At 63.3% G+C, this 24,390-nt stretch carries 29 protein-coding genes; 6 read left to right on the forward strand and 23 right to left on the reverse strand.

The genetic code is table 11. The annotated features are described in order from the left end of the window. Positions 1-15: 15 nt before the first annotated feature. The 9 genes from HAD_RS03405 to HAD_RS03445 form a co-directional block, all read right to left on the reverse strand. Positions 16-936: a cell envelope integrity TolA family protein gene (locus tag HAD_RS03405; RefSeq protein WP_035569433.1), complete on the reverse strand. Its 921-nt coding sequence runs from the start codon at positions 934-936 to the stop codon at positions 16-18. A 16-nt stretch (positions 937-952) separates the two neighbouring features. After that, positions 953-1,390 (reverse strand): ExbD/TolR family protein, encoded by a 438-nt coding sequence (locus tag HAD_RS03410; protein WP_035569434.1) that lies wholly within the window; start codon positions 1,388-1,390, stop codon positions 953-955. A gap of 4 nt (positions 1,391-1,394) precedes the next feature. After that, positions 1,395-2,108, reverse strand: a complete 714-nt coding sequence (locus tag HAD_RS03415; protein ID WP_035569436.1) for a MotA/TolQ/ExbB proton channel family protein — start codon at positions 2,106-2,108, stop codon at positions 1,395-1,397. Between the two features lie 248 nt (positions 2,109-2,356). Then, positions 2,357-2,821, reverse strand: coding sequence for a YbgC/FadM family acyl-CoA thioesterase (locus HAD_RS03420; RefSeq protein ID WP_035569438.1), 465 nt, complete (start codon positions 2,819-2,821; stop codon positions 2,357-2,359). Between the two features lie 66 nt (positions 2,822-2,887). Next, entirely contained in the window at positions 2,888-3,436 is a 549-nt protein-coding gene (locus tag HAD_RS03425) for a lipocalin family protein (RefSeq protein ID WP_035569439.1), read from the reverse strand. A gap of 61 nt (positions 3,437-3,497) precedes the next feature. Further along, complete coding sequence (locus HAD_RS03430) at positions 3,498-4,493, reverse strand: alpha/beta fold hydrolase (RefSeq protein ID WP_035569440.1); 996 nt, start codon at positions 4,491-4,493, stop codon at positions 3,498-3,500. Positions 4,494-4,575: 82 nt separating this feature from the next. Continuing rightward, positions 4,576-5,319, reverse strand: a complete 744-nt coding sequence (locus HAD_RS03435) for a HesA/MoeB/ThiF family protein (RefSeq protein ID WP_035569442.1) — start codon at positions 5,317-5,319, stop codon at positions 4,576-4,578. After that, positions 5,316-5,912: a nicotinate-nucleotide adenylyltransferase gene (locus tag HAD_RS03440; protein WP_035569444.1), complete on the reverse strand. Its 597-nt coding sequence runs from the start codon at positions 5,910-5,912 to the stop codon at positions 5,316-5,318. Before HAD_RS03440 ends, HAD_RS03435 begins: the two co-directional genes overlap by 4 nt. Next, positions 5,909-7,195, reverse strand: coding sequence for a glutamate-5-semialdehyde dehydrogenase (locus HAD_RS03445; protein WP_084331755.1), 1,287 nt, complete (start codon positions 7,193-7,195; stop codon positions 5,909-5,911). Before HAD_RS03445 ends, HAD_RS03440 begins: the two co-directional genes overlap by 4 nt. A 129-nt stretch (positions 7,196-7,324) precedes the next feature. Here HAD_RS03445 and HAD_RS03450 point away from each other — a divergent pair, with 129 nt between their 5' ends. Together HAD_RS03450 and HAD_RS03455 are read left to right on the forward strand one after the other, a co-directional pair. After that, positions 7,325-8,893: a long-chain-fatty-acid--CoA ligase gene (locus HAD_RS03450; RefSeq protein WP_035569446.1), complete on the forward strand. Its 1,569-nt coding sequence runs from the start codon at positions 7,325-7,327 to the stop codon at positions 8,891-8,893. A 335-nt stretch (positions 8,894-9,228) separates the two neighbouring features. Beyond that, positions 9,229-9,636, forward strand: a complete 408-nt coding sequence (locus tag HAD_RS03455) for a hypothetical protein (RefSeq protein ID WP_156942145.1) — start codon at positions 9,229-9,231, stop codon at positions 9,634-9,636. 266 nt (positions 9,637-9,902) lie between these two features. On the opposite strand, the gene HAD_RS03460 is transcribed toward HAD_RS03455, so the two are convergent. The 6 genes from HAD_RS03460 to HAD_RS03485 form a co-directional block, all read right to left on the reverse strand. Continuing rightward, the gene (locus HAD_RS03460; RefSeq protein ID WP_035569448.1) at positions 9,903-10,172 is read right to left on the reverse strand and encodes a hypothetical protein; all 270 of its coding nucleotides are present in this window, start codon (positions 10,170-10,172) and stop codon (positions 9,903-9,905) included. Positions 10,173-10,427: 255 nt separating this feature from the next. Continuing rightward, positions 10,428-10,949: a CarD family transcriptional regulator gene (locus HAD_RS03465; protein ID WP_035569449.1), complete on the reverse strand. Its 522-nt coding sequence runs from the start codon at positions 10,947-10,949 to the stop codon at positions 10,428-10,430. A 250-nt stretch (positions 10,950-11,199) separates the two neighbouring features. Next, complete coding sequence (gene fdxA, locus HAD_RS03470; RefSeq protein ID WP_035569450.1) at positions 11,200-11,541, reverse strand: ferredoxin FdxA; 342 nt, start codon at positions 11,539-11,541, stop codon at positions 11,200-11,202. A gap of 93 nt (positions 11,542-11,634) precedes the next feature. Continuing rightward, positions 11,635-12,072, reverse strand: coding sequence for a tellurite resistance TerB family protein (locus HAD_RS03475; RefSeq protein ID WP_035569451.1), 438 nt, complete (start codon positions 12,070-12,072; stop codon positions 11,635-11,637). Continuing rightward, the gene (locus tag HAD_RS03480; protein WP_035569453.1) at positions 12,069-12,353 is read right to left on the reverse strand and encodes an RNA-binding protein; all 285 of its coding nucleotides are present in this window, start codon (positions 12,351-12,353) and stop codon (positions 12,069-12,071) included. Before HAD_RS03480 ends, HAD_RS03475 begins: the two co-directional genes overlap by 4 nt. Before the next feature lie 8 nt (positions 12,354-12,361). Further along, positions 12,362-15,103 (reverse strand): helicase-related protein, encoded by a 2,742-nt coding sequence (locus HAD_RS03485; protein ID WP_035571552.1) that lies wholly within the window; start codon positions 15,101-15,103, stop codon positions 12,362-12,364. A 122-nt stretch (positions 15,104-15,225) separates the two neighbouring features. Here HAD_RS03485 and HAD_RS03490 point away from each other — a divergent pair, with 122 nt between their 5' ends. Both HAD_RS03490 and HAD_RS03495 read left to right on the forward strand, forming a co-directional pair. Further along, positions 15,226-15,585, forward strand: coding sequence for a hypothetical protein (locus HAD_RS03490; RefSeq protein ID WP_035569454.1), 360 nt, complete (start codon positions 15,226-15,228; stop codon positions 15,583-15,585). Positions 15,586-15,662: 77 nt separating this feature from the next. Continuing rightward, a complete protein-coding gene (locus HAD_RS03495; RefSeq protein WP_035569455.1) occupies positions 15,663-16,790 on the forward strand; it encodes an acyltransferase family protein in 1,128 nt (375 codons plus the stop codon). Positions 16,791-16,801: 11 nt separating this feature from the next. Here HAD_RS03495 and HAD_RS03500 read toward each other — a convergent pair whose 3' ends face one another. The 8 genes from HAD_RS03500 to ftsE form a co-directional block, all read right to left on the reverse strand. Then, positions 16,802-17,623: a UDP-2,3-diacylglucosamine diphosphatase gene (locus tag HAD_RS03500; protein WP_051595894.1), complete on the reverse strand. Its 822-nt coding sequence runs from the start codon at positions 17,621-17,623 to the stop codon at positions 16,802-16,804. Between the two features lie 84 nt (positions 17,624-17,707). Beyond that, the gene (locus HAD_RS03505; protein ID WP_035569456.1) at positions 17,708-18,271 is read right to left on the reverse strand and encodes an HNH endonuclease; all 564 of its coding nucleotides are present in this window, start codon (positions 18,269-18,271) and stop codon (positions 17,708-17,710) included. A gap of 138 nt (positions 18,272-18,409) precedes the next feature. Further along, positions 18,410-19,051, reverse strand: a complete 642-nt coding sequence (locus tag HAD_RS03510) for a DNA-3-methyladenine glycosylase family protein (RefSeq protein WP_035569457.1) — start codon at positions 19,049-19,051, stop codon at positions 18,410-18,412. Next, positions 19,048-20,070, reverse strand: a complete 1,023-nt coding sequence (locus tag HAD_RS17765; protein WP_051595895.1) for a DUF2125 domain-containing protein — start codon at positions 20,068-20,070, stop codon at positions 19,048-19,050. The genes HAD_RS03510 and HAD_RS17765 overlap by 4 nt, the downstream gene beginning before the upstream one ends. 14 nt (positions 20,071-20,084) lie before the next feature. Beyond that, positions 20,085-20,831, reverse strand: a complete 747-nt coding sequence (locus tag HAD_RS03525) for a lysophospholipid acyltransferase family protein (protein ID WP_035569461.1) — start codon at positions 20,829-20,831, stop codon at positions 20,085-20,087. A gap of 28 nt (positions 20,832-20,859) precedes the next feature. Next, positions 20,860-21,450, reverse strand: a complete 591-nt coding sequence (locus HAD_RS03530) for a YdcF family protein (protein ID WP_051595896.1) — start codon at positions 21,448-21,450, stop codon at positions 20,860-20,862. Next, a complete protein-coding gene (locus HAD_RS03535; RefSeq protein ID WP_035569462.1) occupies positions 21,447-22,316 on the reverse strand; it encodes a cell division protein FtsX in 870 nt (289 codons plus the stop codon). Before HAD_RS03535 ends, HAD_RS03530 begins: the two co-directional genes overlap by 4 nt. Further along, positions 22,316-23,074 carry a cell division ATP-binding protein FtsE gene (gene ftsE, locus HAD_RS03540; RefSeq protein ID WP_051596213.1) on the reverse strand — a complete coding sequence of 253 codons (759 nt, stop codon included), beginning with the start codon at positions 23,072-23,074 and terminating at the stop codon, positions 22,316-22,318. The genes HAD_RS03535 and ftsE overlap by 1 nt, the downstream gene beginning before the upstream one ends. A gap of 62 nt (positions 23,075-23,136) precedes the next feature. Between ftsE and HAD_RS03545 the strand changes: the two genes are divergently transcribed. Further along, on the forward strand, positions 23,137-23,853 hold the full coding sequence (locus HAD_RS03545) for a zinc-ribbon domain-containing protein (RefSeq protein WP_035569463.1): 717 nt from the start codon (positions 23,137-23,139) through the stop codon (positions 23,851-23,853). Beyond that, positions 23,850-24,380, forward strand: a complete 531-nt coding sequence (locus HAD_RS03550) for a phosphoribosyltransferase (protein ID WP_035569464.1) — start codon at positions 23,850-23,852, stop codon at positions 24,378-24,380. Before HAD_RS03545 ends, HAD_RS03550 begins: the two co-directional genes overlap by 4 nt. Positions 24,381-24,390: the final 10 nt, after the last annotated feature.

The raw sequence follows: 24,390 nt of genomic DNA on the forward strand, positions 1-24,390 counted from the left end.
CTCCTTTGAACGGGTCTAGGGCTGGGTCGGGCTGACGGTGACATTGATGTCTTTCCACAGGTCATAATCGTCTTCGGGCAATTGGTAAGGGGCACATTTGCGCACGGCACGCAACGCTACGTCCACGGCAATACCGGAGCGGCCGATCGGGCGCGAGCGCGGACTGACCAGTTCGACATTGCCTTTCAGCGTGCCGTCTCGGTTCAGCGTAACACGCATCTGGACATCGATCTGGTCTTCCTTCGGCAGGTCGGACACGCCGCGCCAGCAGGTATAGATCTGGCGGCGCATGGCGGCCTGGAGCGAGGCCGTGTTGCCGCGGCGCTCCCCGGCGCCGGGCCGGTCTTCCTGCGCATCGCGCAGCACCGGCTTGTTGATCTGCGGCGGCACTTCCTCACGCGGCGTGCGGCGTTCGTCCTGCGCCTTGTCTTTCAGGATGTCCTCGAACTCATTCAGGAAGTCGAGATCGTCATTTGCCTTGGGCTTTTGCTTCTCAATCAGCTTGGGCTCCTCCTTTTTCGGAGGCGGCTCTTCCTTCTTGGGCTCTTCCTTTTTCTCCGGCGGCGGAGGTTCAGGCTCCTCGTCCGGAATGACGACTTCTTCCTCTTCCGGAGCCGATTCTTCCTGAGGCGGAGGTTCGGGCGCCTCTTCCGCCTCTTCGGGGACGGCTTCCTCTTCTTCCTGCGGCTCCTCGGCCTTTTGCACGGGCGCAATGTCTGTCACGAGGCCGATCTCGACAAAATCGATCGGCACGTCGATGGCGCTGGCGCATTGCGGGATGCGCATGAGGATATCGACCGGGGCGAGGCCCGGCTCCTCCTTCTGGAGGCGTTCGATCATCTTGTCGCAATCCGACTTCTGGTGCGGCCATGACAAGACCGCCATCGCAAGGACGGACGCGTGCACGATCGTGGAGACTGTCAGGCCGCGAAGCATTCCTGCCGGCCGCTCCTTATTTCTTCTGTTCCGTCACGAGCGAGACGCGCGTGTAACCGGCGGCACGAATCTCGGACATGACTTCCATCATGATGCCGTAAGGCGTCGCTTCATCGCCGCGCACATAGATCGGCTTGTCATACCCTTCGCCAATGATCGCCTGCAGCTGGGGCCCCAGCGTATCGACCTGGACCTCGGTGTTCTGGATGAACACGGCACCATCCGATTTGATGGTGATTGCCAGAGGCGCATCGTTCGGGTCGGTCTGGATCGGGCCGGACTTTGTTTTCGGCAGGCTGATGTCCTCACCCCGCACCAGCATGGGCGCGGTGATCATGAACACGATCAGCAAGACGAGCATGACGTCCACAAAGGGCGTCACATTGATTTCAGCGTTCAGGGACCGGCGTCCGCGCCGTCCTCCCTTGCCGCCAGAGCCGAGGATCATACCCATGCGATCAATCCCGCGCCGGATCAGACGCCCGGCGCGACAGGCGCACCAGGACATCCTGCGAGAAGGCGTCGAGCTGGTCAGCAAAGCGCGTCAGGTCGCCCGTGAACTTGTTGTAGAAAATCACCGCCGGGATCGCGGCGACGAGGCCCATGCCGGTGGCGAACAGGGCTTCGGCAATCGGGCCGGCCACGGTGCCAAGGCTGGTATCCTGCTGGGCAGCGATGTTGAGGAAGGCATTCATAATGCCCCACACCGTGCCGAACAGGCCGATAAAGGGCGACGCCGAACCAATCGTGGCCAGAACGCCAAGACCGTTCCCGGCCCGGCCAAGTTCCCGGTCGACCGTGGCGCGCATGGAGCGCTCTGCCCGGCCGACAAGGGCGCTCGCCTCTCCGGAGCCTGGCGCCACGCGGCGGGCATCCGACCATTCGCGGGCAGCCGCCTGGAATACCCGGCTGGCCGCGTCGCCGCCGCCCGAGCCCGGGCGCAGGTCGAGGTCTTCGGTCCGGCCGTTCCAGAAGGCGTCTTCGAACTGGCGTGCTTTCTTCCGGGCCGATCCCAGCGAGAAGAGTTTCTCGCCGATCACGATCCAGGACCAGACCGAGGCCAGGAACAGCATGAACATGACCAGTTTGACGACCGGATCTGCCTCGAAAATGAGGGCAATCAGTGAAAAGTCGGTATTACTGGCCGCTGTGCCGATCGCTTCCGATTCCATAGGACGAATGTGCTCCTTGAAGATGGCAGGCCGGCAGCCCGCAGATAAGGCGTGCGTCCCGTGAAGACGGGCGCTTGGTGCCCCTGTTTCTACAACAATTCCGGCAGAATCACGGCAGAGCGCCCTGATTCCGCAGCTTGCCTCCCGGCTAGGTGGGAAGGGTTAAGATTTTGTTCGATTTTATTAACCCTGCACGGGAAAGCGGCACCACGGGTTCGCGTGCGGGGCCTCTGCACCGAGCCTGTCCGTCAGGCTGATTCTGCGCCCGTCCAGCGGAAGGCAGCGAGCGTGTCCTTCATCTCGCGCACGGGCCGGCGCGGGCGGCCGTCTGCATGGATCATCACGGCGGTGATCTCGCCCTCGGCAATCACCTCGCCGTCACGCAGGCAAGCCTGGCGGAACAGGAAGCGCGGCCCGTCGAGGCCGAGATAGCGCGTGCGGATCTGGAGCAGGTCATCGACTTTCGCGGCGCGTTTGTAGTCCACCGCGACCCGGGTCAACGTGAAGGCGGCCGGGTCTTCGCGGTTCAGCAGGTCCTGGTGCGACACACCCGCATCCCGCAGGCAGTCTGACCGGCCCCGCTCGAAAAAGCGGAGATAGTTCGCATGATAGACCATGCCGGTGAAATCGGTGTCTTCGTAATAGACGCGCACCTCGATCCAGTGCTGGCGATCGGCGTCGAAATTGCGGTCATCTAGGGCAGGCAGGCTCATGGCTTTCGCCGTATCAGAGCTGGCACAACCCGTCACCCCTGTTGCGCCTGACCTGCCATGACGGGCCTATTGCGGCTGGACCGTCATTTCGAGCGGCGCGGTCTCGTATCCGAGGTCTTCGGCGCGCTGTTTCAGGCCCTCCAGTTTCGCCGGCGCAAGCTGGGGCGTACGGGACAGGATCCAGAGATACTTTCCATCCGGGCTGCCGACGAGCGAGGCGGAATAGTCCGGCTCCAGCGCGAGGATCCAGTAGTCGCCCTCCGCGAACGGCACCCAGGACGGCGCAAACTTCACTTTGAGCTGGCTGTTGCCCGAGCCTTCCACGACGCGCGCCCGGCCCTCCGCCACCTTCTTCTCCCCGTCCAGCGATCCCTCGAAACAGGTATTGGTGACCGAGACCGTGCCGTCATCCTTCAGGCCGTATTCGGCGGTGACGCCCGTACAGTCCCGCTCGAACCGGTTGGGATAGCGGGCGATCTCATACCAAAGCCCGGCATAGCGGGTCAGATCCACAGACGGCACGGTGGACGGGGCGGCCGTCTCTTCACGATAGTCGGGCTGGCTGGTGCAGGCTGCAAGCAGTACAGCGGCGAAGGCGGGTAGGGCGAGGCGCATCAGAATTCTCCTTCTTCCCTTTATACGCGTGAAGACCCCCGCCGGTTTCCGGGACACAGCATCAACCGTCTTCCGCCGGCTCCGCCGAGGCCGTTTCCGGCGCATTGATGTCTGCCAGGAAAGACCGCAGATCCTCTGCGGATTCTTCCGCCAGCTCTTCCTGCGGCAAGTGGCCTGCATCGGGATAGATCACCAGTTCCGCCCCGGGAATTGCATCGGCAAATTTCCGGGCGGCGGCGACCGGGATCAGATTGTCCTGCTCCCCATGCAGGATCAGCGTCGGGGTCTTGATGTCCGACAGGGCTTCCTTCGTCGCCCAGATACGGCCCTTGCCGCCCGATGTCAGTGCCATCAGCGCATCGCGGTGGCAGGGCGCGCGGGCGAGCGCGGTGTACCGGTAGACCATCTCGTCTGTGGCCAGATCCGGATTGGCGAAACTGTCGCGAAGGCCGTCCCGCACCAGCCACGTCATGTCGGTATTCTTCATCAGGCGCCGGGCGACGGGATTCGACAACAGCTTGAAGACGAGGGGATCCGATTGTTCTTCCTGGGACGTTTCGGGCCAGCCGGACGCGTCGACCAGGACCAGACCCTCCAGCCGCGCCGGATGCGCCAGCGCATAGGCCCAGGCCACACCGCCGCCCATGGAATTGCCCGCAAGGGTGAATTTGTCGACGCCCAGTGCGCGCGTCACCGCATCCACCGTCTCGACGAATTGTTCTGTGCCGATGCGGTCGCCATCCAGGCAATTGGTAAGGCCATGGCCCGGCAGGTCCAGCGAGATCACGCGATAGTCCCGCTTCAGGTTTGCAACCCAGGGCTCCCATGTATGCAACGAGGACGAAAATCCGTGCACCAACACAATCGCGGGCGCGTCCCGCGGGCCGACATCGCGGTAATGCACGCGCAACCCGTTCTCAAGCGGCAGGATGCGGCTGTCGGAATTTGCATAGACGAGTTCAAGCCGGTCATAGCCGATATCGGCGCGCTGGAGGGCAAACCAGCCAGCAGCCAAAATCGCAACAAGGGTAAGCAGAACCACCAGAAAACGGCGCATGCCCGTTTCCTTCCTCCCGGTTGATTTCTGAATCAGATGCGCAGAGTAAGCGCGCCCGGTCCTGCCCTGTCAATTCCGGAAGTCACCTGATTGCGCAAACCGGGCAGCCTGAATCCCGGCGAAGTGTGACGGTCCGCGATTCAGCACTTAGGCCGTCGATCAGCAGAACCCGGCCGATCAATGGACGGCCCGCTCCGGTAATCAGTTTCACGGTCTCCATCGCCATCGCCGTGCCGGTCATGCCGGTCAGGGCGCCGACCACGCCAACTTCGTCGCAAGCCTCGGCGTCCGGCGGCGTCTCGGGCACCCAGCACTGGTAGCAGGGCGCATCTGCCTGCAGGCCGGAGGCGAAGACGCTGACCTGCCCGCTCCAGCCCGCCGCGGCCCCATGCACCATGGCCCGGCCGGTTTCATGCGCCAGCCGGTTCAGGGCATAGCGTGTGGGAAAATTGTCGGACGCATCGATCAGGATGTCTCCGGCAGGCGCCGCGCCTTCCCCAAACCGCTCGGCCATTACCTCCACCTTGATGGATGGATCCATTGCCTGCAGGCGCGCCGCGAGGGTCTCCGCCTTTGGCGCGCCAACATCTTTATCCGTGAACTGAACTTGCCGTTGCAGGTTCGACCGCTCCACCCGGTCATCGTCCCAGAGGTCGATCCGGCCAACGCCCGCCGCCGCAAGATAGAGCGCGCAAGGACCGCCAAGCGCCCCTGCCCCGATGATGGAGACATTCGCGGCGCGCAGTTTCTGCACGCCCGGCCCGCCAATTTCCTTCAGCAGGATATGGCGCCGGTGACGGTCCAGTTCTTCCGGGGTCAGGCTCATGCCTCTGCCTTCCGGATGGCCGTGGAGGAGGATGGGTCCAGCGGGCCTTTCAGGTAGACCCAGGCCGGCGCGGCAAGCTGTGGCAAGATCGGGGCATAGGCCTCCGGAATGCGATCCTTTGCGAATGTCCGGGCGAATTTCGAATTGCGTGCACCGGGCCCCACGCCCGGCCGCGCCACGATCGCGATCGGCATCATCCGGGCAATGTCCTGCCAGCGCCGCCAATGATGGAAGCTGGTCATATTGTCGGCGCCCATCAGCCAGACGAAATCCGTTTGCGGGGCATGAACGGACAGCGTCAGCAAGGTCTGCCAGGAATAGGTGTAGCCGAGCTGTTTCTCGATATCGGTGACGATCATCCGTGGATGATGCCCGGCCACCGCTTCTGCCGAGGCAAAACGGGCATGGAAATCGCCATGGTCTGTCTTTAGCGGATTACCGCGCGCGACGATCCACCAGATCCAGTCCAGCTGAAGCCGCTTCATGGCCGTTTCGGCGACGTGGAGGTGGCCCGTGTGCGCCGGGTTGAAGCTGCCACCGAACAGGCCGATGCGCAGCCCCTTTGCAGGACCCGGTAACCGGACTGGCCTCAAGGACGGACCTGCCCCTTGCCGCGGACGAGGTATTTATAGGTCGTCAGCTGTTCTGCCCCGACCGGTCCGCGTGCATGGATGCGGCCTGTCGCGATGCCGATTTCCGCGCCCATGCCAAACTCGCCCCCATCGGCGAACTGGGACGAGGCGTTGTGCAGCAGGATGGCGCTGTCGACATCGGCAAAGAACTTGTCAGCCACGGTCTGGTCTTCGGTGATGACCACTTCGGTATGCCCGGACGACCAGCGGGAAATGTGGGCGAGCGCGCCATCAATGCCATCGACCACGGCAACGGCCAGAATTGGCGCCAGGTATTCCGTGGCCCAATCTTCTTCGGTCGCAGGCTTCATGTCGGGCACGATCGCACGGGCACGTTCGTCACCACGCAACTCGCACCCGGCGGCTTTCAGCGCATCCGCCAGTTTCGGCAGCAATGTGTCCGCAATCGCCGAATCCACCAGCAGCGTCTCGGCCGAGCCGCAGATACCGGTGCGGCGCATCTTGGCGTTGACGACAATCGCAACCGCCTTTTCCGGGTCCGCCGCCTTGTCGACATAGACATGGCACAGGCCTTCGAGGTGGCCGATCACCGGCACGCGGGCATCCATCTGAACACGCTCGACCAGGCCGCGTCCGCCGCGGGGCACGATCACGTCGATCTCTCCGTCCAGACCGGACAGGAGATGGCCAACGGCCTCGCGGTCCTGCGTCGGAACCAGCTGGATGGCATCCTGCGGCAGGCCTTCTTTCTCAAGCGCGCCGCGCATGGCGCCGACCAGCGCACGGGACGAGCGGGCACTTTCCGAGCCGCAGCGCAGGATCGCCGCATTGCCGGAGCGCAGGCAGAGCGCGCCAGCATCGGCCGTCACATTCGGGCGGCTTTCATAGATAATGCCGATCACGCCCAGCGGCACGGCCACGCGGGCAATGTCCAGCCCGGACGGCACGGTCCAGCGGGCGAGTTCGCGGCCAATCGGGTCCGCGAGGCCGGAAACGGCCTCAACGCCCTTGGCAATGCCTTCCACGCGCGCCTCATCCAGCGCCAGCCGGTCCAGCATGGCAGCGTCCAGGCCCTTGGCGCGGGCGGCTTCCATGTCTTCGGCATTGGCGGCCAGGATATCTGGCGCAGCCGCGCGGATGGCGGCGGCAATGGCTTTCAGGCCGCGAGTACGGTCGTCAGCGGTCAGTTTGCCGAGCGCGCGCGACGCTGCCCGGGCATTCCGGCCCAGTTGCAGCATGGTTTCGGCGAGATCGGCGTTCGGAGCGGGGGTTTGAATAGTCATAGGCATCAAGTGCCGTAAACGCGCGAAGGCCGCAAGGGTTGCGCCTGCAGCAACAGTCCGGTCATGGGCTGACAAGCAGCTGGAACCGACTAGAGTTGGCCAGGATAAAAAAATATACCGGAGGACCCGATGATCGACACAGAGGCAATGCCTTTTCTGGCGGATGTCCCGCGCGTGCAGGCCCAGATGCGTCCTGAGGACACCGCTTTCTGGTTTGAAGGCGAGACAACGACCTATCGGGAACTCGACACCTATTCCAGCCAGGTGGCCAATGGCCTGATCGCGCTGGGGCTCGAGCCGGACGACCGGGTCGGCTATCTCGCGAAGAACACCTCTCAATATTACGAGATGCTGTACGGCGCCGCGAAGGCCCGCACCGTGATGACAGCGGTCAACACGCGCCTCGCTGCGCCGGAAGTGAAGTTCATCCTGTCCGACGCCGCCGCGAAAGTCCTGTTCGTCGGCCAGGATTTTTACGACATGGCCGAAGAGATCCGCGCCGAACTGCCCGATCTTGTCCAGATCATCGCTGTCGACGGCGGCCACCCGGAATGGCCCGACTATCGCGAATGGCGCGACAGCCAGAGCGCCTCATTGCCGGGCCTGACGCCGAAGCCGGAAGATGACGTCATCCAGCTCTACACCTCCGGCACGACCGGCCTGCCCAAAGGCGTGCAGCTGACCAATGCGAATTACCGCTCCCTGTTCGAGCAGGCGGCCATGCTGGAATGGTCCACCTATGGTGTGGGCGAAGGCGTGATGAACGCGATGCCCCTGTTCCATGTGGCTGGCGTCAATATCGGCCTGCTCGCCGCAATCCAGGGGGCCCGCACCGTCGTGCTGCGCGAGATCGACCCGCAGGCCATCCTCAGCCTGATCGAAGACCAGGAGATCATGCACGCCTTCTGGGTGCCCGCGGTCATCCTGATGCTGACCCAGCAACCGAACGTGCGCGACATCGACTGGAGCAAGCTCAAGCAGATCTTCTACGGCGCCTCCCCCATAGCCGAGAGCCTGCTGCTGGAAGCCAAGGAAATCATGGGTGCCCGGTTTACCCAGCTTTACGGCCTGACCGAAACTGTCGGCGCGGCGACGTTCCTGCCACCGGAAGCGCACGATCCGTCTTGGGGCAAGCTCCGCTCCTGCGGCGTACCTTATCCCGGCGCCGTCATCCGCTGCGTCGACGAGACCGGTACGCCCGTACCGACTGGTGAGGTCGGCGAGATCATCGTCAAGGCAAGCTTTGTCATGAAAGGCTACTGGAACCGTCCGGATGCCACAGAAGAGGCAATCCGCGACGGCTTCTTCCATACGGGCGATGCTGGCTATTTCGATGAAGACGGTTTTCTCTATATCCACGACCGCGTGAAGGACATGATCGTGTCCGGCGGAGAGAACGTCTATCCTGCCGAAGTCGAGAACGCGATCTTCAGCCACCCGGCTGTCGCAGATGTCGCCGTGATCGGCGTGCCGGACGAGAAATGGGGCGAAGCGGTGAAAGCCATTGTGGTGCCCAAGCCAGGCGAGACGCCAACACCGGAAAGCGTGATCGCCTGGGCGAAGGAACGCATCGCCGCGTACAAATGTCCGAAGTCGGTCGATATTATCGAGGCCCTGCCCCGCAACCCGTCCGGCAAGATCCTGCGTAAGGATCTGAGAGAGCCTTACTGGAAAGACATGGACCGCAGGGTGGGCTGAAGCGTGGGCTGACGGCGGCCTTTGTGCCGCCGGGAGACAGGTTTACACCGGCGGCGGCGTCTCAACCTGAAACAGGTCTCCGCCCTGCAGCGAGGCAAGACGGGCCTGCCGGGCGCTCACCGGCAGGCGGACACCCGCGCCCAATTCACGGTCAGCGCGGCCGATTGGCCCGTCCGCATACGCATTTACTGTAAAAACCGCACAAACCGGGGGTGTTCCGATCAATTCGATCGATTGGCGAAAACCGTCATAAAGGTTTCCAAGGAATTCTGGGGGGAATGTTCAAAAAAGCGGCGGGTCCGGGCACGTCCGGCATGCCGCAGAGGGAGACGAACATGAAAGACTGGCAAATCTTTTTCTGGGCTGCCGCCTTCTTCAACTTTGCAATCGGCGCGCCACTTTTCATCTCTCCGGAGACGATGGTCGCCATGACCGGCACGGTCGGAACCGTTGACCCGGCACTTATGAAAGTGACGGGGGCGCTCGTTCTGTGCTTTGGCGTTGTCTATGCGATTGTCGGCGGTGACCCTGTGCGGTACCGCCCGGTGGTCTGGGCGGGCCTCCTCGGGAAACTGGGCGTTGCCTATGTCTATCTGCCGGACTGGTACCAGGGCACGATCCCGTTCACGACGACACTGATCGTCCTGATGGACATGGGCTTCATCGTCGCCTTCCTCTACTTCCTGCTCCGGCCGACCCAGAAGAAGAGCGGGTTCCAGGCCAATCGCGCGGTGAGTTCGTAACACCGCCTCCCCTTTTGCCGGCGTCTATCCCCCCACAGCACCGGCAATTTATATGCAGCCATCTGCATCTGAAACGGTCTCCGGCGTGCATCTGCTTTCGGGCAGGCACACCGGGGGCTTTTTTGTTTCCGGCCGCCCCGGGGCAAGGCCAGGAATGCGCGTCACCCGCATACGTCCCTATGCGGTGCAAACGCACGCAGCGCGCCGCGGCGAAGGAAAGCTTTCACCTGCCGGGGCGGAATCACCCCGGCTGCAACCGCCGTGTCTTAGTGGGCGAGCTTCAGCCAGTCACGCGCAGCGGACAGCGCCATCTTCACTTCTTCCGAGCTCAGAAGCTCAGCCATTTCCTGGCGCTGGCATTTGGCTTCCTCATGCCCGCGCGAGGCGGCGAGGTTGAACCATTTGTGCGCGGCGACCAGATCGATGTCGGCATCGATTCCGGCGGCGCAAACAAGGCCGGCCTGGTAGAAGTCATCTGCGCAGGCATCTGCACCCAGAAGGGCACCTGGCGGCAAAGGCATATCTGAATAGGGCATCTCGTTCTCCTGTCACCCGTTTCCCGTCCGGCCGGAGTTTTCTCCGTGCTTTCGGGGTCCAACCCAAGGGTCACCGGAATGTCCGGCAACGGAGAAAAGAGTGCGCTTTCAGGTTTTCATTAAGGTTAACAGGACGTGGCCCGGCGAATCACTTCGTAAACGGAATACCCGGTTTTGTTAGGGATCAGACGCAAAAACGCCCTGCAGACGGGCTGCAGGGCGTTTTCGCATGATGAGACGGTCAGGCTTTCGCCGTTACGCCGCAACTTTTTTCTTGGCCAGGGACTCGGCGAGTTTTTCCATCGCTGAGCCCTTGTCGATGTTTTCGACAGCGGCGAGTTCGCGGGCCATACGGTCAAGCGCGCTCTCATAGAGCTGGCGCTCGGAATAGGATTGTTCCGGCTGGTCTTCGCCGCGGTGCAGGTCGCGAACGACTTCCGCGATCGAGATCAGGTCGCCCGAATTGATCTTGGCTTCGTATTCCTGGGCACGGCGCGACCACATGGTGCGCTTGATGCGGGCCTTGCCGCCCAGCGTCTTGAGGGCGTCTTCAACCAGTTTGGAGCCGGCCAGTGCGCGCATGCCGGAGGCTTCGGCACGATTGGTCGGCACGCGAAGGATCATTTTGTCCTGATCGAAGGCGACGACGTAAACTTCAAGGTCCATCCCGGCGACAGTTTGCTTCTCGACCCCGGTGATCTTGCCGACCCCGTGTGCCGGGTAAACGACGCTTTGACCCACCCCGAACGTCAATGAGGCATCTGTTTTTTTCGCCATGTCGGTTATCGCCCTTTTCTACACATATAAGAGCCGAAGAAACCTACCCCAGTCCGTTGTCGTTACGGTCTGAGTTAGGAAAGTGCAGCTCTTTTCATTTATTGCTCAAGACCGGACAGTATCACAAATGTGCAGCTTTTTCAACAGGTCTGCGCAAGCGTTAACCATGTATGAAGTTAACGAAGCGCCGGAAATCGTTAACTTTTCCTCAGTCCTGCAGCATCTGCGGGGGTCCGGGCGGACCAGACCGTCAGTCGCCAGCCCCCGGATTTGTGCTGAAGTATTTCTCAAGTTTACCAGTTTCCTGGGCAAATTGTTCGCGATCAGCGGGCGGCTCTTTCATTCGCGTGATGTTTGGCCACGTCTTTGAATAGTCGGAATTCAACTTCAGCCATTTGCCGTCCGGGTCATCCTCCGTATCGGGCTTGATCGCTTCGACCGGGCATTCCGGTTCGCACACGCCGCAATCGATGCATTCTTCGGGGTGGATGACGAGCATGTTCTCGCCCTCATAGAAGCAGTCGACGGGGCAAACCTCGACACAATCCATGTACTTGCAGCGGATACAGGCATCGACAACGATATAGGTCATGAGCGGGAGGCTTCTTCAGAGGATTTTTGCAGGGGCGAAATGGCGCGCTCAGCGGGCCCTGTCAATGCGGCGTCCTGCACGGTGTCTTTAGCTTTACGCAGTGCGGCGGGCTTCAGCGCGCTGACGGGCGCCCGCGCGGGCGACGTCATCGACATAGAGGAGCGAGGCCACATGACGGATGAAGGCATCCTCTACGTCCGAGCGCTCCCCATCGGAGAGGGCGACCCGGTAGAGCCCCTCAATCACAGAGACCCTTGATTTCATGGGAAGTTTCTTCACATGCCGGGTAAAATTGAAGGAATCGACGGCCTCCTCGGCCAGCGTTTCGCCCTCGGCGAGCAGCACATCCACCTGATCGGCGTCCAGTTCAAACGCCTCCAGCAGGATTTCCGCGATCATGTCGCTTTCGATGTTCACATAAACGCCATCGACCAGGGCGGCTTCGACAAGTAGCGCCGCAGCGGCCAGTTTCGGGTCCATGTCCCGCTCGGCCGGGGTTCGGGACCGGAAGAGATTTCTGAGAATGTTCATTCGGGTCCGCCTTCCAACAGTCTGTACAGTGCCTGGGCTTCGGCGGGCGGACCGCGCCGCGTGCCAAGGTCCATGATCTCAACGCTGGTTATATGCGCCCCGCGCACAAGGGTTACAACATCACCCTGTGTGATCACCTGGCCGGGTTTGTCGACCCGGCGCGTCTGGCCGTTATGGGACAGGCGTATCCCGCGCCGGCGCACATGGCCGGCTGCCAGAGACCGAGTCTTGAAAAAGCGCGCGCGCCAGAGCCAGACATCGAGGCGCAGCGTGTCGGCCATCGGCAGGCTCAGCTGAAGGGCGTGTAGGTAAAGCCGTCCTTCGCGACAGCGGCCTCGGTCCCGGCGGATTCGCCGCCAGCGCCCGGTTTCGGACCGTTCTTTTTCTTCGGCTTGCGCTTCTTTTTCGGCGGCGGTTCTGGCGGCAGGAGCGCTGCCAGAGCGGCGAAGGGGCTGTTCGGGTCCGGCTGGCGGCTTTGCGGCGCGGATCTGCGCGGCGAACCGGGCTTGCCGCCCCGGCGGGGGCCGCCTTTCCCGCCGTCGCGGTTTTCCGGGCGTTTACCCTGTCCTTGCCCGCCCTCGCGGCGGGGCGGGCGTCCACCGCCCTCTTCCGGACGGGACCGGGCGCCATAGCGCCACAACGTGACTGCGCCGGTTTCCTTGTCCTTCTCCGCCGGCGCCAGGCCGAAGCCCTTCAGCACGGCGGGCCAATCATCGGCCGGGCAGGACACGACCGATGCGAGATCGATCGGTACCGCGAACGCATTCTTGCCGGCCTCGCGGCGGCGCTTGGAGAGTTCCCAGCCGAGACGCTCTGCCAGGTCGGCCCGGACAGCGCGTTTGCCGAAGCGGAGATACCCGTTCGCGGCCAGCGCCTCTTCCGGCCACGTGCCGTCCAGCGCGAAGGAGCCCGCACCTTCCGGCGCGAGCGGGAAGCCTTCATCGGCAAACACCGCGCGCAGGATGGCAATCATGCGCTGGGCGGCCGGCTTTTGGGCGTCCGGGACATGCGCCGCCACCCGACCGGCGCGGATGCCGATGCCCTTGAGCGCCTCACGCTGTTCCGGAGTCAGGCGGATCGACTGGTCGTCATTGCGCAGGTCCACTGCCGCGCCGCTTTCCAGCACGCGGAAAGCCAGGCCCCGTGGCAGGCCTTCCAGCGTCTCGCCGGATTTTTCCGCAGAGAGTTTCCAGTGAACGGGCAGGAGGCGCGCGATTTCGCTGCGCAGCCATTCCTCGATTCGGGCCCGGGCGGGTTCGCGGTCGTGCGGCTCAGTCTCGGTGGCGCCGACCAGCTCAACGCGCGGCGTCATCCAGGCAGACCCTTTCGACAGGCGCGCCACGGCGGCGCCGTCATGTTCGATCGAGCCATCGTCGGCCAGCGTGAACGCGTCCGACGGCGCGCCCGCAATCAAGGCCAGGCGTTGCAGCAGCATCGGCCGGATAGCCGCGGCGGCGGCACCCCGCACAGCCTTGCCTTCAAGCGTACGGGCATCCAGGACCGGTTCGAAGGTCAGGCCTTTCAGGCGTCCGACGATGTGGCCTTCGACGGTCACGTCGCCTTCCGGCGTCAGGTCAGTCACGAGAGCATCTTCCTTTTTCAGGCTGGCAAGCAGCGCTGTTGTTCTTCGGTCCACGAATCTTGCTGTCAACGCCTGGTGTAGCGCATCCGACAAGGCGTCTTCTATCGTGCGGGTCTTTTCCTGCCAATAAGTAGGGTTCTCTAACCAGTCGGGGCGGTTGGCCGCATAGGTCCATGTGCGGATGCTGGCAAGGCGCTGCTGCAGCTTCGCAATGTCGCCCTCGGTGGAGGAAAGATCGTCCAGCCGCCGTTCCATCCCGGCATTCGACAGGCGCGCATCCGGGTCCATCAGCGTTTCAGCAAGGCCCAGAACCAGCCGGGCATGCCCCTCCGGGCCAAGTTTACGAAAGTCCGGCAGGCGGGCGACATCCCACAGGCGGCGCACCTTGCGCGTCCCGGCGACATCCGGCCCGATATGGCCATCCTCACTCATCCGGCGCAGCACCCATTCGTCCAGCGCGTGCGGCGTATGGATCAGCACCGGATTGCCGGAGGGCTTTTCCAGGCTTCGGATCAGCGTTTTCAACGATGAGAAATCAAGATCGGAATTGCGCCACTGGATCGCGTCCACCGGATCGAAGCGGTGCGCCTCGATCGCGCGCCACTGCTCTTCCTCAAAGGGCGGGCAGTCGGCTGTTTCGCCAAATTCCCCATCCTGCCGGAACCGTCCGGCCCGGCCGGCAATCTGTCCGCACTCGGCCGTTGTCAGCGGCCGGTGGCGGCGCCCGTCGAACTTGGTGCGCGAGGCAAAGACAACCCGGTCGACATCGAGGTTCAGGCCCATGCCAATCGCGTCGGTGGCCACGATGTAGTCCACTTCGCCGGACTGGAACATCTCAACCTGCGCATTGCGCGTGCGCGGGCTGAGCGCGCCCATCACAACCGCTGCCCCGCCCTTCTGACGGCGCAGCAATTCCCCGATGGCATAGACCTCTTCGGCGCTGAAGCCGACAATGGCCGTGCGCTTGGGCAGCTTGGTGATCTTAGTGTGGCCTGTATAGCGCAGCTCCGAGAACCGCTCCCGCGGCTCTGTTCCCGCGCCCAGTTTCAGCTGCCCCAGAATGCCGCGCATCGTATCGGATCCCAGCAGCAGCGTCTCGTGATTGCCGCGCAAATTCAGGATACGGTCAGTAAAAATGTGGCCGCGGTCTTCATCCTGGGCGAGCTGGATTTCGTCGATCGCCACGAAATCCGTACGCATCTCCACCGGCATCGCCTCGACCGTGCAGATGAAATAGCGCGCCGTGGACGGAACAATCCGCTCCTCGCCCGTGATCAGCGCCGCCGAGGCCGCGCCTTTCATGGCCACAACCCGGTCATAGACCTCGCGCGCCAGAAGGCGCAGCGGCAGACCGATCATGCCGGTGCCAAAGCCAGTCATCCGTTCAATCGCGTAGTGCGTCTTGCCGGTATTGGTGGGGCCAAGAATGGCCTTCAGGGAGGAAGTCATCGGCGTGGGGTGGCCGGGGCGGCGGGGGAAGTCAAGCGGGCCATTCAACGGCGGGAGACATTTCCGGATGCGGGCGCATCATTGCCGGGTTAAACAGGCGCGGTCATCAGAAAGGGCTTTTCATGCAACGTCTTTCAGTCTTCGCCACGGGCGCCGCTCTCTTCGCCCTTGCCGCCTGCAGCCCTGCAGAGACGGCGACCACGCCCGCCGCGAGCGGGGACAGCCCTCTCGATTGCGCGGCCCTGATCAGCGCGGCGGACCATCTGATCGCCGATGGTGCCCTGCCCGAAGACGCAGACTTCCAGTCGCAGCTGCTGGTGTCGGCGATGACCTATCTCAACGCCTATGCCATCCCCGAGGGCGTGTCCGAACTGGAAGCGTTTAAAGCGTTGAACCTGCGCCGGGGTGAGCTGATGGATACGGTGACGGGCGACGAAATCCTTGCCCGCGCGAAAGCCTGCGTCGCGAAGACGCCGGGCTAGGCCATTGCGAGGATGCGGGCCTGACTTGGCACCAATCCTGCAGCTGCTTCTCCACTCAGAGGAAGAGCGAGGCGCGCGTGACCAGCGGATCGACACAAAAAGGCGGCGCGGCAGTCCAGCGCTATTACGTCCTGGACGGGTTTCGCGGCATCGCGGCGCTGATCGTGGTCCTGTATCACTATATCGGGCCGGAAAATTATCCCTTCCTGACCAACAGCTATATCGCGCTGGACATGTTCTTTGTTCTCAGCGGATTCGTGATCTATCACTCCTATGCGAACCGTCTTCGCAGGGGCATGAGCGCGGGCACATATATCAACCAGCGCTTCGCACGCCTCGCCCCCACCGTGGCGATCGGCGTCCTGTTCGGCGCCGTTGCAACGCTCGCCTATTACAATTCGATCGGACGAGAGGTCGATTCCACCCGTTTCGCCCTGGTCCATGCCGGAAACCTTCTCTTCATTCCGGGCCTGGTTGACTACAATGTCCCGGCGACCGGCATTTTCGAGCTCTTCCCCTCCAACGGGCCGCTCTGGTCGATTTTCTTCGAATTCGTGGCCAGCGTCTGTTTCATCTGGTTTGTGCGCCTGCGCCGCCGGTCCATGCTGATCGGCAGTCTCGCCTGCTTCCTCATCCTGTTCATCGGCGCCTGCTACCTGACGCTGACCACTGGCCGGTTGCTGACACCGGGGGTCGGATTCGCACCGCAACATTTCCTGCTCGGATTCCCGCGGGTGTTCGCATCCTTCCTGGCCGGCATGCTGATTTATGCGCTGACCCAGGAAGCCCCGAAATACCTGACGCGGCGGCTGCCGGTCAGCCGCAGCCTGACAGCGGCGTTCGGCATCTATGGTGTCATGCTGGCCATGCTGTTCTTCCCGTTCCACATGTCCGGCTTTTATCCGTTCCTCGGCGTTGCGGTGCTTTGCCCGCTGCTGATCACGGTCGGCGCGCGGATCCAGCCGCAAGCCCGTTGGTTCAATTGGGTGTCGGATTATCTGGGGCAGGTGTCTTTCCCGCTCTACTGTATCCACGTGCCGGTCTTCCTGCTGGTGCGGACCTATCTGGCTGACGCCCCGTGGAAGGTTCAGGTTCTGCTGTCGCTCGGCGTGGCGTTCGGGGCTTCGGTCCTGATCCTGGCCCTGATCGAATCCATGCGGGTCCGCCAGAATGTCACCAGACTGCTGAAACCTGTGCTGGGCTAGAAAGCCGCCGTTCAGGCCACCGCGCGGATGCGGGCCTCTTTTGCGACCGGCTCGTCTGCCTTGACGGTGTGCGGCTGGAAGTGGAGCAGCTCCCAGCGGCCATCATGATGCTCGACAAGGGCAGAGCAGCTCTCCACCCAGTCGCCATCGTTCATGTAGGTTATACCGTCGATGTCGCGCATCTCGGCAACGTGGATGTGGCCGCAGATGGCGCCGTCATAGCCCTTGCGGCGGCAATAGTCCGCCACATGACCTTCGAAATTGTGGATGTGGTTCAGCGCCCGCTTGGTGCGTTTCTTCAGGGCCTGCGACAGCGACCAGTAAGGCATGCCGAGGCGGCGGCGGATCGCGTTGAGCTTCGTGTTCGTCCACAGCAGGAAATTATAGGCATGGTCGCCGAGGTGCATGATCCATTTGCGGTCAGCCCGCATCATGCCGTCGAACATGTCGCCATGCACGACGAGATAACGTTTGCCGTCCTCGCCATCGTGAAGGGCGCGATTCTTCACGCGGATATCGCCGAAGGCCAGCCGGAACTGCAGGAAAGCGCGCAGGAACTCGTCATGGTTGCCGATGATGTAAGTGACTTCCGTGCCGCGCTTGGCGGCCGTCAGGATGCGGCGGACGACGTTCGTATGGGACTGCGGCCAATACCATTTCTTGCGCATGCGCCAGCCGTCAATGATGTCACCGACAAGATAGAGCTGTTCGGATGTATGCGTTTTCATGAACGCGCACAGCGCATCTGCCTGGCACCCGGCACTGCCGAGATGCACATCGGAGATGAAAATCGCCTTGTAATCCGGCCTGGGCTTCTGACGCGAGGAGGGCATCCGTTGGCGGATAGCCCGATTTCATAAGGCTTTTGTGACAGTTCGGGTGCGAATATGTAACAAATACAGCGGTCTGATGGTTAATCAGCTCTCCAGCTCGACGTCCCAGTAGAGATAATCCATCCACGTCTCATGGAGGTGGTTGGGCGGGAATCGGCGGCCGGTTTCCTGCAGCTGGTAATTGTTGGGCCGGAAAGGCCGGCGCAGCAGGTGCAAATCTGTCTGATTCAGCAGCTTGTTGCCTTTTTTCAGGTTACACGGGCTGCAGGCGGCAACGATATTGTCCCAGGTCGTGCGACCGCCTTTCGAGCGCGGCGTGACATGATCGAAGGTCAGCTGGTCCTGCGCCCCGCAATAGGCACACTGGAAACCGTCGCGCAGGAACACGTTGAAACGGGTAAAGGCCGGCGGGCGGTCCTGACGCACGAAATCGCGCAGGGCGATGACGCTCGGCAGGCGGAATTCCGTGCTCGGAGAGCGTACGACATAGTCGTATTCTGCAATAACATCGACACGATCGAGGAAAACCGCCTTCACGACTTCCTGCCACGGCCACAATGATAGCGGATAATAGGAAAGCGGCCTGTAATCGGCATTCAGAACCAGTGCAGGCCGCCCGCTGGGCGGCGCTGTGAGAACCTCAGCCATGATGACCCCCCATCTGGCAAAGAACGGAAACCTGATTGAACTGACTGAAGACGCACGCTCCTCTTTGGTCACCCGGTAATCTAGGCGATTCTTGTCATGAGAATATGACAGTGACCGCCCTTTGGGAAGGCACGGCGCTCAGGCTGGCGGAATCCCGGCCTTTGCGCGCTCGTCATTTACCCACCCCCACAGGAGGTGCGCCGCAACGCCCCGGTGCGGGCGCCAGCTTTCCGCGTGCGCGGTAAATGCCTTGTTCGTCATGCGTGTTTCATAGCCGCCAAGGCGCCTGTGCGCTTCCATCAGCGCGGCATCGCCATGCGGGAAGGCGTCCATTTTTCCTGCGGCGTAGAGCAGGAACAGGTCCGCCGTCCACGGACCGATTCCCTTCACGGCCAGCAATTCCGCGCGCGCCGCATCCACATCCGCCGCCTCGACACGGACGAGGTTCAGCGCCCCGTCTGCGATGGCGGCAGCGATTGTGTTCATGTGAGAAAGTTTCGGGCGGGAGAGACCGCAGGCCCGCAGGCCCTCCTGATCGCAGGTCAGCACGCGCTCTGGCGTGACCTCTCCGAGGAAGGCGCCCACCCGGCCCCAGATCGCATCGGCGGCGCGGGTGGAGACAAGCTGGTAGACCACGGTGCGCGCCAGCAGCGCAAAGCTCGCCTCATGCGTCCGCCATTCCGGCACACCGACCGCCGCATGGGCCCGGGCCAGCGCAGGGTCGATTGCGGAAAGGGCCTCGCAGGCCGCCTGGATCGCCGCGTGCGACGGCGCCGTCACGGCCGGCTGCCGGGCAGCTTGCCCAGCGGCACCGGGCCGACGAAGACCGTATCGTCCTTGACAGGCAGCGTGAGGAATCCGTCATCGCGCGAGGCCGCTTCCAGCGTGCCGAAAACGATCTGTTCCTGCTGGCCCCAATAGCCGCTATCGATCATCGCCTGCTTCAGCTCATCGGCATTTTCGATGCGTACCTTGAAGGCGCCGTTGGAGCGGCCGTTTGCGAGGGTCAAATTCGCTTGCGCGCCGAGGTCCAGCGGGCCCCAATCCAGCAACAGCTGGGCGACTTCCACCTCGCCGCCGGTCTCCAGCATCACAGGCCAGACGCGATTGATTTCCCGGCCGGACGCCTCATAGGCCGGGAAGAATCCACGTACTTCCCCGATCAGGCGGGACGGCCCAAGTTCCGTACCCAGATAAGGGGCCCCGACAGGGGCCGCGTCCAATGCCAGCTTGTCCCATTGTATCGCCACCATCAGGTCGTCCGGGCTTTCCGGGCGCGGGGCGAGGTTCAGCGAAAGATTGCTGAGATTGTAGATCTGGCCCGCCAGCAGCGCCTGCGCCTCGCCGGACTGGAAGCCGAACCGGTTCAGCCCGGCCTTGTTCCAGGACAGGCTGAACGCCGCATGGCCGTCGAAATCCACGCTGTTGCGGATACCGTCAGCCCCGGTGATGACGTGATGGCCCGGCATCCGGCCGATCATGTGGGTCAGGTTCCAGGCCTGCATCACGAATTCGGCCCGGCTGCCTTCCCAGGACGCTTCCCCCGGCCGGCCCTCATAGGCAGGCGCGTCGAACACCAGTTCGAACCGGAAAGGGTATCCGCCCATATGCCGTCCGGCATAGGTGAAGGCCGCCCCGCGGGCCTCCTGTTGCGCGATCCATGTGTCGACCGCCTGATCGATCCGGCCACGAGCGACATGCCACCAGGCCGACCAGGCCCCGATGGCGAGAAAAAGAAGCACGAAGGGCAGGAACAAGCCGAGGCGCGACCGTTTCTTCGGGGGGGTGGGAGACGCCATATCCGGGAAATCCTCTAGCTGGCCGGCAGCTCGCGGCCCTGCACGGCAAGGCCTTCCTTCACCAGCGCATCGGTCGCCGGTTCCAGCTCGCCCTGCAGTCTTGCCATCATGTCCTTGCGCGGCAGGCCAGCGGGAATGGGCGGAAGGATCTCGTAGACCACCTTGCCGGGCCGCCGCAGGAAGCCCCTGCCCGGCCAGCACAGGCCCGCATTGGTGGCCACAGGCACGATCGGCGCCTCGATCGCTTTGGCCAGGGCCGAGATACCGGCCGCGTGATAGTCCGGCGGATCGCCCGGCGCCTTGCGCGTGCCTTCCGGGAAAATGACGATCTGGCGGTAGTTTTCCGCCCGCTTCTTCGCCTCGCCGACCATGGCTTTCAGCGTCTTTGTCGTGCCCGCCCGGTCAATCGGGATCATCGCGGCCTTCAGCGCATACCAGCCAAGGAAGGGATACCAGAGCAGTTCCTTCTTCATGATGATGGCGGGGTCGCGCATCACCAGGAAGGGAATGAACACGTCATACATGCACTGGTGCTTGCCCGCGTACAGCACGGGGCCTTCCGGCATGTTCTCGCGCCCGCGGATTTCCGTGCTGATGCCGCAGATCAGGCGCAGGCCGAGCCGGATGACCCGCGCATAGGTCCGGATGCCGAAAACCGTCGCCCCGCGCGGCAGGATCAGGCTGGGCAGGAACAGGATGCCGAGAATGGCCATCCAGAGATAAAGCCAGACCACGAACAGGAGGGAAGTGAAGACTCGCATGCCCGCTGGCTTAGCCAATCGCGCGCAATCATTCCAGCGTCGTTACCCGCCACTTCGCCCATTCGAGAAAGACGCCCTTCAGGGATTTGTAGTCCGTCAGAAGATGCGACGGATCAACAACCGTGCGCACAGGCCATGGTTCCAGCGCGATGTCCGGCATCGCATCCTGCAGCACCAGCAGGCTGCGGGCCATGTGATAGTCGGAGGTGACGAGGATCAGGTCCCGGTAGCCGTTCTCATAGGCCCAGGCCGCGGTCTCGTCGGCATTGCCCAGCGTCGTTTCCGCGGCATGGCCAATGGTGACGCAGCAGGCCCAGACGTCCGGGTCCCCGCCCGCAAGGCCGATCAGGTCTTCCATCGTCACGTCCGGATGCACGCCTGAAATCAGCAGATGCCCGCCCCGGCCTTCGGAGACCAGCTGCACGCCTTCCGCGATGCGCAGGCCCGATCCGCCGGTCAGGGCAACGATGGCATCGCCTTTCACCGCCGGATCCGGCTTCATGGTCGCCGCACGCTGCGCAAACAGCAGGAAATCGACCGCCAGCAGGCCCAGCACGAACACGGCCAGCATCACGCCGAAGCGGGGCCGTCCGCGGCGGAGGCGCGGCTCCCGGCTCACATCATGCTCTTGAGGGCTCGGATCACCGTCACGCGGGCGGCAAGACGCGCAGCAAGACCGGCGATCACCGGGGTCATCACCAGAACGACAAGATCGGTATAGTCGAGACTGAGTTCCGGCAGCAGGCCAGCATGCCCGCCATGGGCCCGGGCGGCAAAGATTGCAGCCGCCGCCGCGCCGAGCGCCAGCAACGCTCCGACCGCCCCGGCGCGCAGGCCGAGCACCCAGAACCGCCGCTCGAACAGGCTGGCAATGAAACGGTCGCGCGCGCCCGACAGGTGCAGGACATCGACAATGTCCCGCCGGGCCAGCAAGGCTGCATGAGTCGCAAAGGCGATCACGGCAACGGCTGTCGACGCGAGCAGCGCCACGGCGGTGAGCGCGATCAGGCGCGTGATGGCCAGCACGCGGCGCACGTCACCGGCCCAGTCCGCATGCTCATCGACGGCGCTGTCATAGCCCGCCTCCGTCAGGACGCGCTGCAGGGTCGGGCCCATGTCCACCGCGCCCGGATCGGCCGTCACGGCGATCAGCTGTGGCAGCGGCAGGCTGTCGGGCAGGCCCCGATTGCCGAAATTCGGTTCCAGCAGCTTGTCGATTTCCTCCTTGGACAGGAGGTGCGCCGCAGTGACGCCGTCGGTCTTCTCGATCAGTTTCCGGGCATCCTCAGCCGCTCGCCGGTCGACATCCTGCAATGTGACCGTCATTTCGCCTTCCACTTCCGCCGTCCAGGCCCGGGCCGCCCCGTAAGTGGACTTGGCCGACAGGGCGGCGAGCGCAGCAAGGAAACAGAGCGCCGCGACGACAAAGAACAGCGCCGCCTCGCGCGCGTCTTCGACCGGCAGAAGGGGAGTTTCACGCGCCATCAGTCTTCCGCCTTTGTCGGGTCGGTCCGCCGGCGGCCGGCCATGCCGTCTCCGCCATACTCCACGTCGCGCACCAGGAGGCCATTGTTCAGCCGGTAAACAGGCGCTTCCACCTGCCGCACGAGGCCGAGGTCATGCGTCGCGATGATCACCGTCGTGCCCCGGCGCTTGTTCAGCTCCAGGAACAGGCGCATCAGGCGCGACCCCATTTCCGGGTCGACATTCCCGGTCGGCTCGTCAGCAATCAGGATGTCCGGCTGGGTCACGACGGCGCGCGCGATGGCGACGCGCTGCTGTTCCCCGCCTGACAGCGTCGGCGGGCGGGCATGCAGGCGCTTGCCAAGACCCACCCAGGCCAGCAATTCCTCCACATCGGCCCGGTAGTCGGCATCCTTGCGGCCCACAACGCGCAGCGGCAGGGCAACATTCTCATATGCTGACAGGTGTTCCAGCAGGCGGAACTCCTGAAAGACGACCCCCACCCGACGGCGCATCGCCGACAGCTGGTCGCGGGCCAGGCGCCCCGTAGGGCGGCCAAACAGGGAAACGTCGCCCCGTGTCGGCTTCAGCGCCAGGTACAACAGTTTGAGAAGGCTGGATTTTCCAGCACCGGACGCGCCTGTCAGGAAAGTGAAAGATCCCTGTTTCAGGCTGAGATCAATACCGCTAAGAACGTCATCCGAAGTGTCGTAGCGTAACGACACGTTATCCAGACGCACAGCAATATCGTCAAAAGGGTCGAGTCTCGAGAGGTTCATCGGCTCCATCGATTGGCCCGGATGGCTGGATTATTGAGGCGAATTGCAGGAAAGACCAAGGCATGATCCTCACCTGCCCGAAATGTGAGACACAGTATTTCGCCGATGACTCAACAATCGGTGAAAGCGGCCGCACTGTGAAGTGCGCCGCCTGCGGGCATTCGTGGTTTGTCGCCCCGATCGGGCTGGAAACAGACAAGGCCGGCGCCAGCCCGGCAGCCGCCCATGAAATCTACCGCGAACGGGTGCGCGAACAGCGCCGCCGCAAAAGCCGCACGGCAGCCCTGCTCTCCTGGATCGGCACGGCGGTCCTGTTCTTTGTGCTGGGCGTCGCCGCCATCATGTTCCGCAATGATGTGGTGAAAGTGCTTCCGCAAGCGGCCGGCGCCTACAAGATGGCCGGCTTCACGGTGAACCGGTTCGGCATCGAATTCGCCGATATCGAACGCTCGCGGACCTTCAACGACACGATCCCCGTCGTCACCGTCTCCGGCCGGGCCGAAAACGTGGCCCGCTCCACGGTCAACACCCCGCTGGTGAAGGTCGACCTGAAAGACGAGCGCGGCCGGACCGTCGCCACCCGGTATGGTGCGATCCAGCCGGCCCGCCTGTCCGCCGGATCCGACGGCCGTTTCCAGGTCGTGCTGGAACAGGCCCCCATGGAAAGCTTCCAGATCGAATTGTCCCTGGTCGACAGGGCGGACGCCCCCAGGGACGCCCTGGCGCCCCCGGACGACGAGGCGGCGCCTGAAACGCCCGACGGAAACGAGACGGAATGAGCGACAACACGAACATCGAAGTGATCGTCCCGGAAGACCAGCTGATGGCCCGGATCGACGAACTGGCTGACCGGCTGGCCCCGCGCCTGACGGGCGACTGGACGGTCGTCTCCATCCTGATCGGCGCGACGCCCTTCACGTCTGACCTGATGAAAGCGCTGGCCCGGCGCGACATTCACCCGATGCTGGATGTGATCTGGCTGGAGAGCTATCGCGATGCCCGCGAAAGCTCCGGCCGCGTGGTCGTGCGCGCGGACCTGTCACGGCAGGTGAAAGATCGCGGCGTGCTGCTGCTGGACGATGTGTTCGACACAGGCCGGACGCTGGATTTCGCCAAACATCACCTTCTGGCCAAGGGCGCGAAGGAAGTCATCACCTGCACGCTGACCCAGAAGCCCTGGGCCCCGCGCGGAGAGAAAGGCGTCGATTTCTGCGCCTTCGATTCCCCGGGCCGCTACCTTGTCGGCTACGGCATGGACGACGCCGGCAAATATCGCGGCCTGCCTTATATTGGCGCGCTGGACTGATGAGGGATCG

The organism is Hyphomonas adhaerens MHS-3, from assembly GCF_000685235.1.
In the GTDB taxonomy this organism is placed as follows: Bacteria; Pseudomonadota; Alphaproteobacteria; order Caulobacterales; family Hyphomonadaceae; genus Hyphomonas; species Hyphomonas adhaerens.

Bases quoted from the DNA above. Each gene is read 5' to 3' on its own strand.
- HAD_RS03405 (WP_035569433.1), bottom strand. From the start codon at position 936: ATGCTTCGCGGCCTGACAGTCTCCACGATCGTGCACGCGTCCGTCCTT.
- HAD_RS03410 (WP_035569434.1), bottom strand. From the start codon at position 1,390: ATGGGTATGATCCTCGGCTCTGGCGGCAAGGGAGGACGGCGCGGACGC.
- HAD_RS03415 (WP_035569436.1), bottom strand. From the start codon at position 2,108: ATGGAATCGGAAGCGATCGGCACAGCGGCCAGTAATACCGACTTTTCA.
- HAD_RS03420 (WP_035569438.1), bottom strand. From the start codon at position 2,821: ATGAGCCTGCCTGCCCTAGATGACCGCAATTTCGACGCCGATCGCCAG.
- HAD_RS03425 (WP_035569439.1), bottom strand. From the start codon at position 3,436: ATGCGCCTCGCCCTACCCGCCTTCGCCGCTGTACTGCTTGCAGCCTGC.
- HAD_RS03430 (WP_035569440.1), bottom strand. From the start codon at position 4,493: ATGCGCCGTTTTCTGGTGGTTCTGCTTACCCTTGTTGCGATTTTGGCT.
- HAD_RS03435 (WP_035569442.1), bottom strand. From the start codon at position 5,319: ATGAGCCTGACCCCGGAAGAACTGGACCGTCACCGGCGCCATATCCTG.
- HAD_RS03445 (WP_084331755.1), bottom strand. From the start codon at position 7,195: ATGACTATTCAAACCCCCGCTCCGAACGCCGATCTCGCCGAAACCATG.
- HAD_RS03450 (WP_035569446.1), top strand. From the start codon at position 7,325: ATGATCGACACAGAGGCAATGCCTTTTCTGGCGGATGTCCCGCGCGTG.
- HAD_RS03455 (WP_156942145.1), top strand. From the start codon at position 9,229: ATGAAAGACTGGCAAATCTTTTTCTGGGCTGCCGCCTTCTTCAACTTT.
- HAD_RS03460 (WP_035569448.1), bottom strand. From the start codon at position 10,172: ATGCCCTATTCAGATATGCCTTTGCCGCCAGGTGCCCTTCTGGGTGCA.
- HAD_RS03465 (WP_035569449.1), bottom strand. From the start codon at position 10,949: ATGGCGAAAAAAACAGATGCCTCATTGACGTTCGGGGTGGGTCAAAGC.
- fdxA (WP_035569450.1), bottom strand. From the start codon at position 11,541: ATGACCTATATCGTTGTCGATGCCTGTATCCGCTGCAAGTACATGGAT.
- HAD_RS03475 (WP_035569451.1), bottom strand. From the start codon at position 12,072: ATGAACATTCTCAGAAATCTCTTCCGGTCCCGAACCCCGGCCGAGCGG.
- HAD_RS03480 (WP_035569453.1), bottom strand. From the start codon at position 12,353: ATGGCCGACACGCTGCGCCTCGATGTCTGGCTCTGGCGCGCGCGCTTT.
- HAD_RS03485 (WP_035571552.1), bottom strand. From the start codon at position 15,103: ATGACTTCCTCCCTGAAGGCCATTCTTGGCCCCACCAATACCGGCAAG.
- HAD_RS03490 (WP_035569454.1), top strand. From the start codon at position 15,226: ATGCAACGTCTTTCAGTCTTCGCCACGGGCGCCGCTCTCTTCGCCCTT.
- HAD_RS03500 (WP_051595894.1), bottom strand. From the start codon at position 17,623: ATGCCCTCCTCGCGTCAGAAGCCCAGGCCGGATTACAAGGCGATTTTC.
- HAD_RS03505 (WP_035569456.1), bottom strand. From the start codon at position 18,271: ATGGCTGAGGTTCTCACAGCGCCGCCCAGCGGGCGGCCTGCACTGGTT.
- HAD_RS17765 (WP_051595895.1), bottom strand. From the start codon at position 20,070: ATGGCGTCTCCCACCCCCCCGAAGAAACGGTCGCGCCTCGGCTTGTTC.
- HAD_RS03525 (WP_035569461.1), bottom strand. From the start codon at position 20,831: ATGCGAGTCTTCACTTCCCTCCTGTTCGTGGTCTGGCTTTATCTCTGG.
- HAD_RS03535 (WP_035569462.1), bottom strand. From the start codon at position 22,316: ATGGCGCGTGAAACTCCCCTTCTGCCGGTCGAAGACGCGCGCGAGGCG.
- ftsE (WP_051596213.1), bottom strand. From the start codon at position 23,074: ATGAACCTCTCGAGACTCGACCCTTTTGACGATATTGCTGTGCGTCTG.
- HAD_RS03545 (WP_035569463.1), top strand. From the start codon at position 23,137: ATGATCCTCACCTGCCCGAAATGTGAGACACAGTATTTCGCCGATGAC.
- HAD_RS03550 (WP_035569464.1), top strand. From the start codon at position 23,850: ATGAGCGACAACACGAACATCGAAGTGATCGTCCCGGAAGACCAGCTG.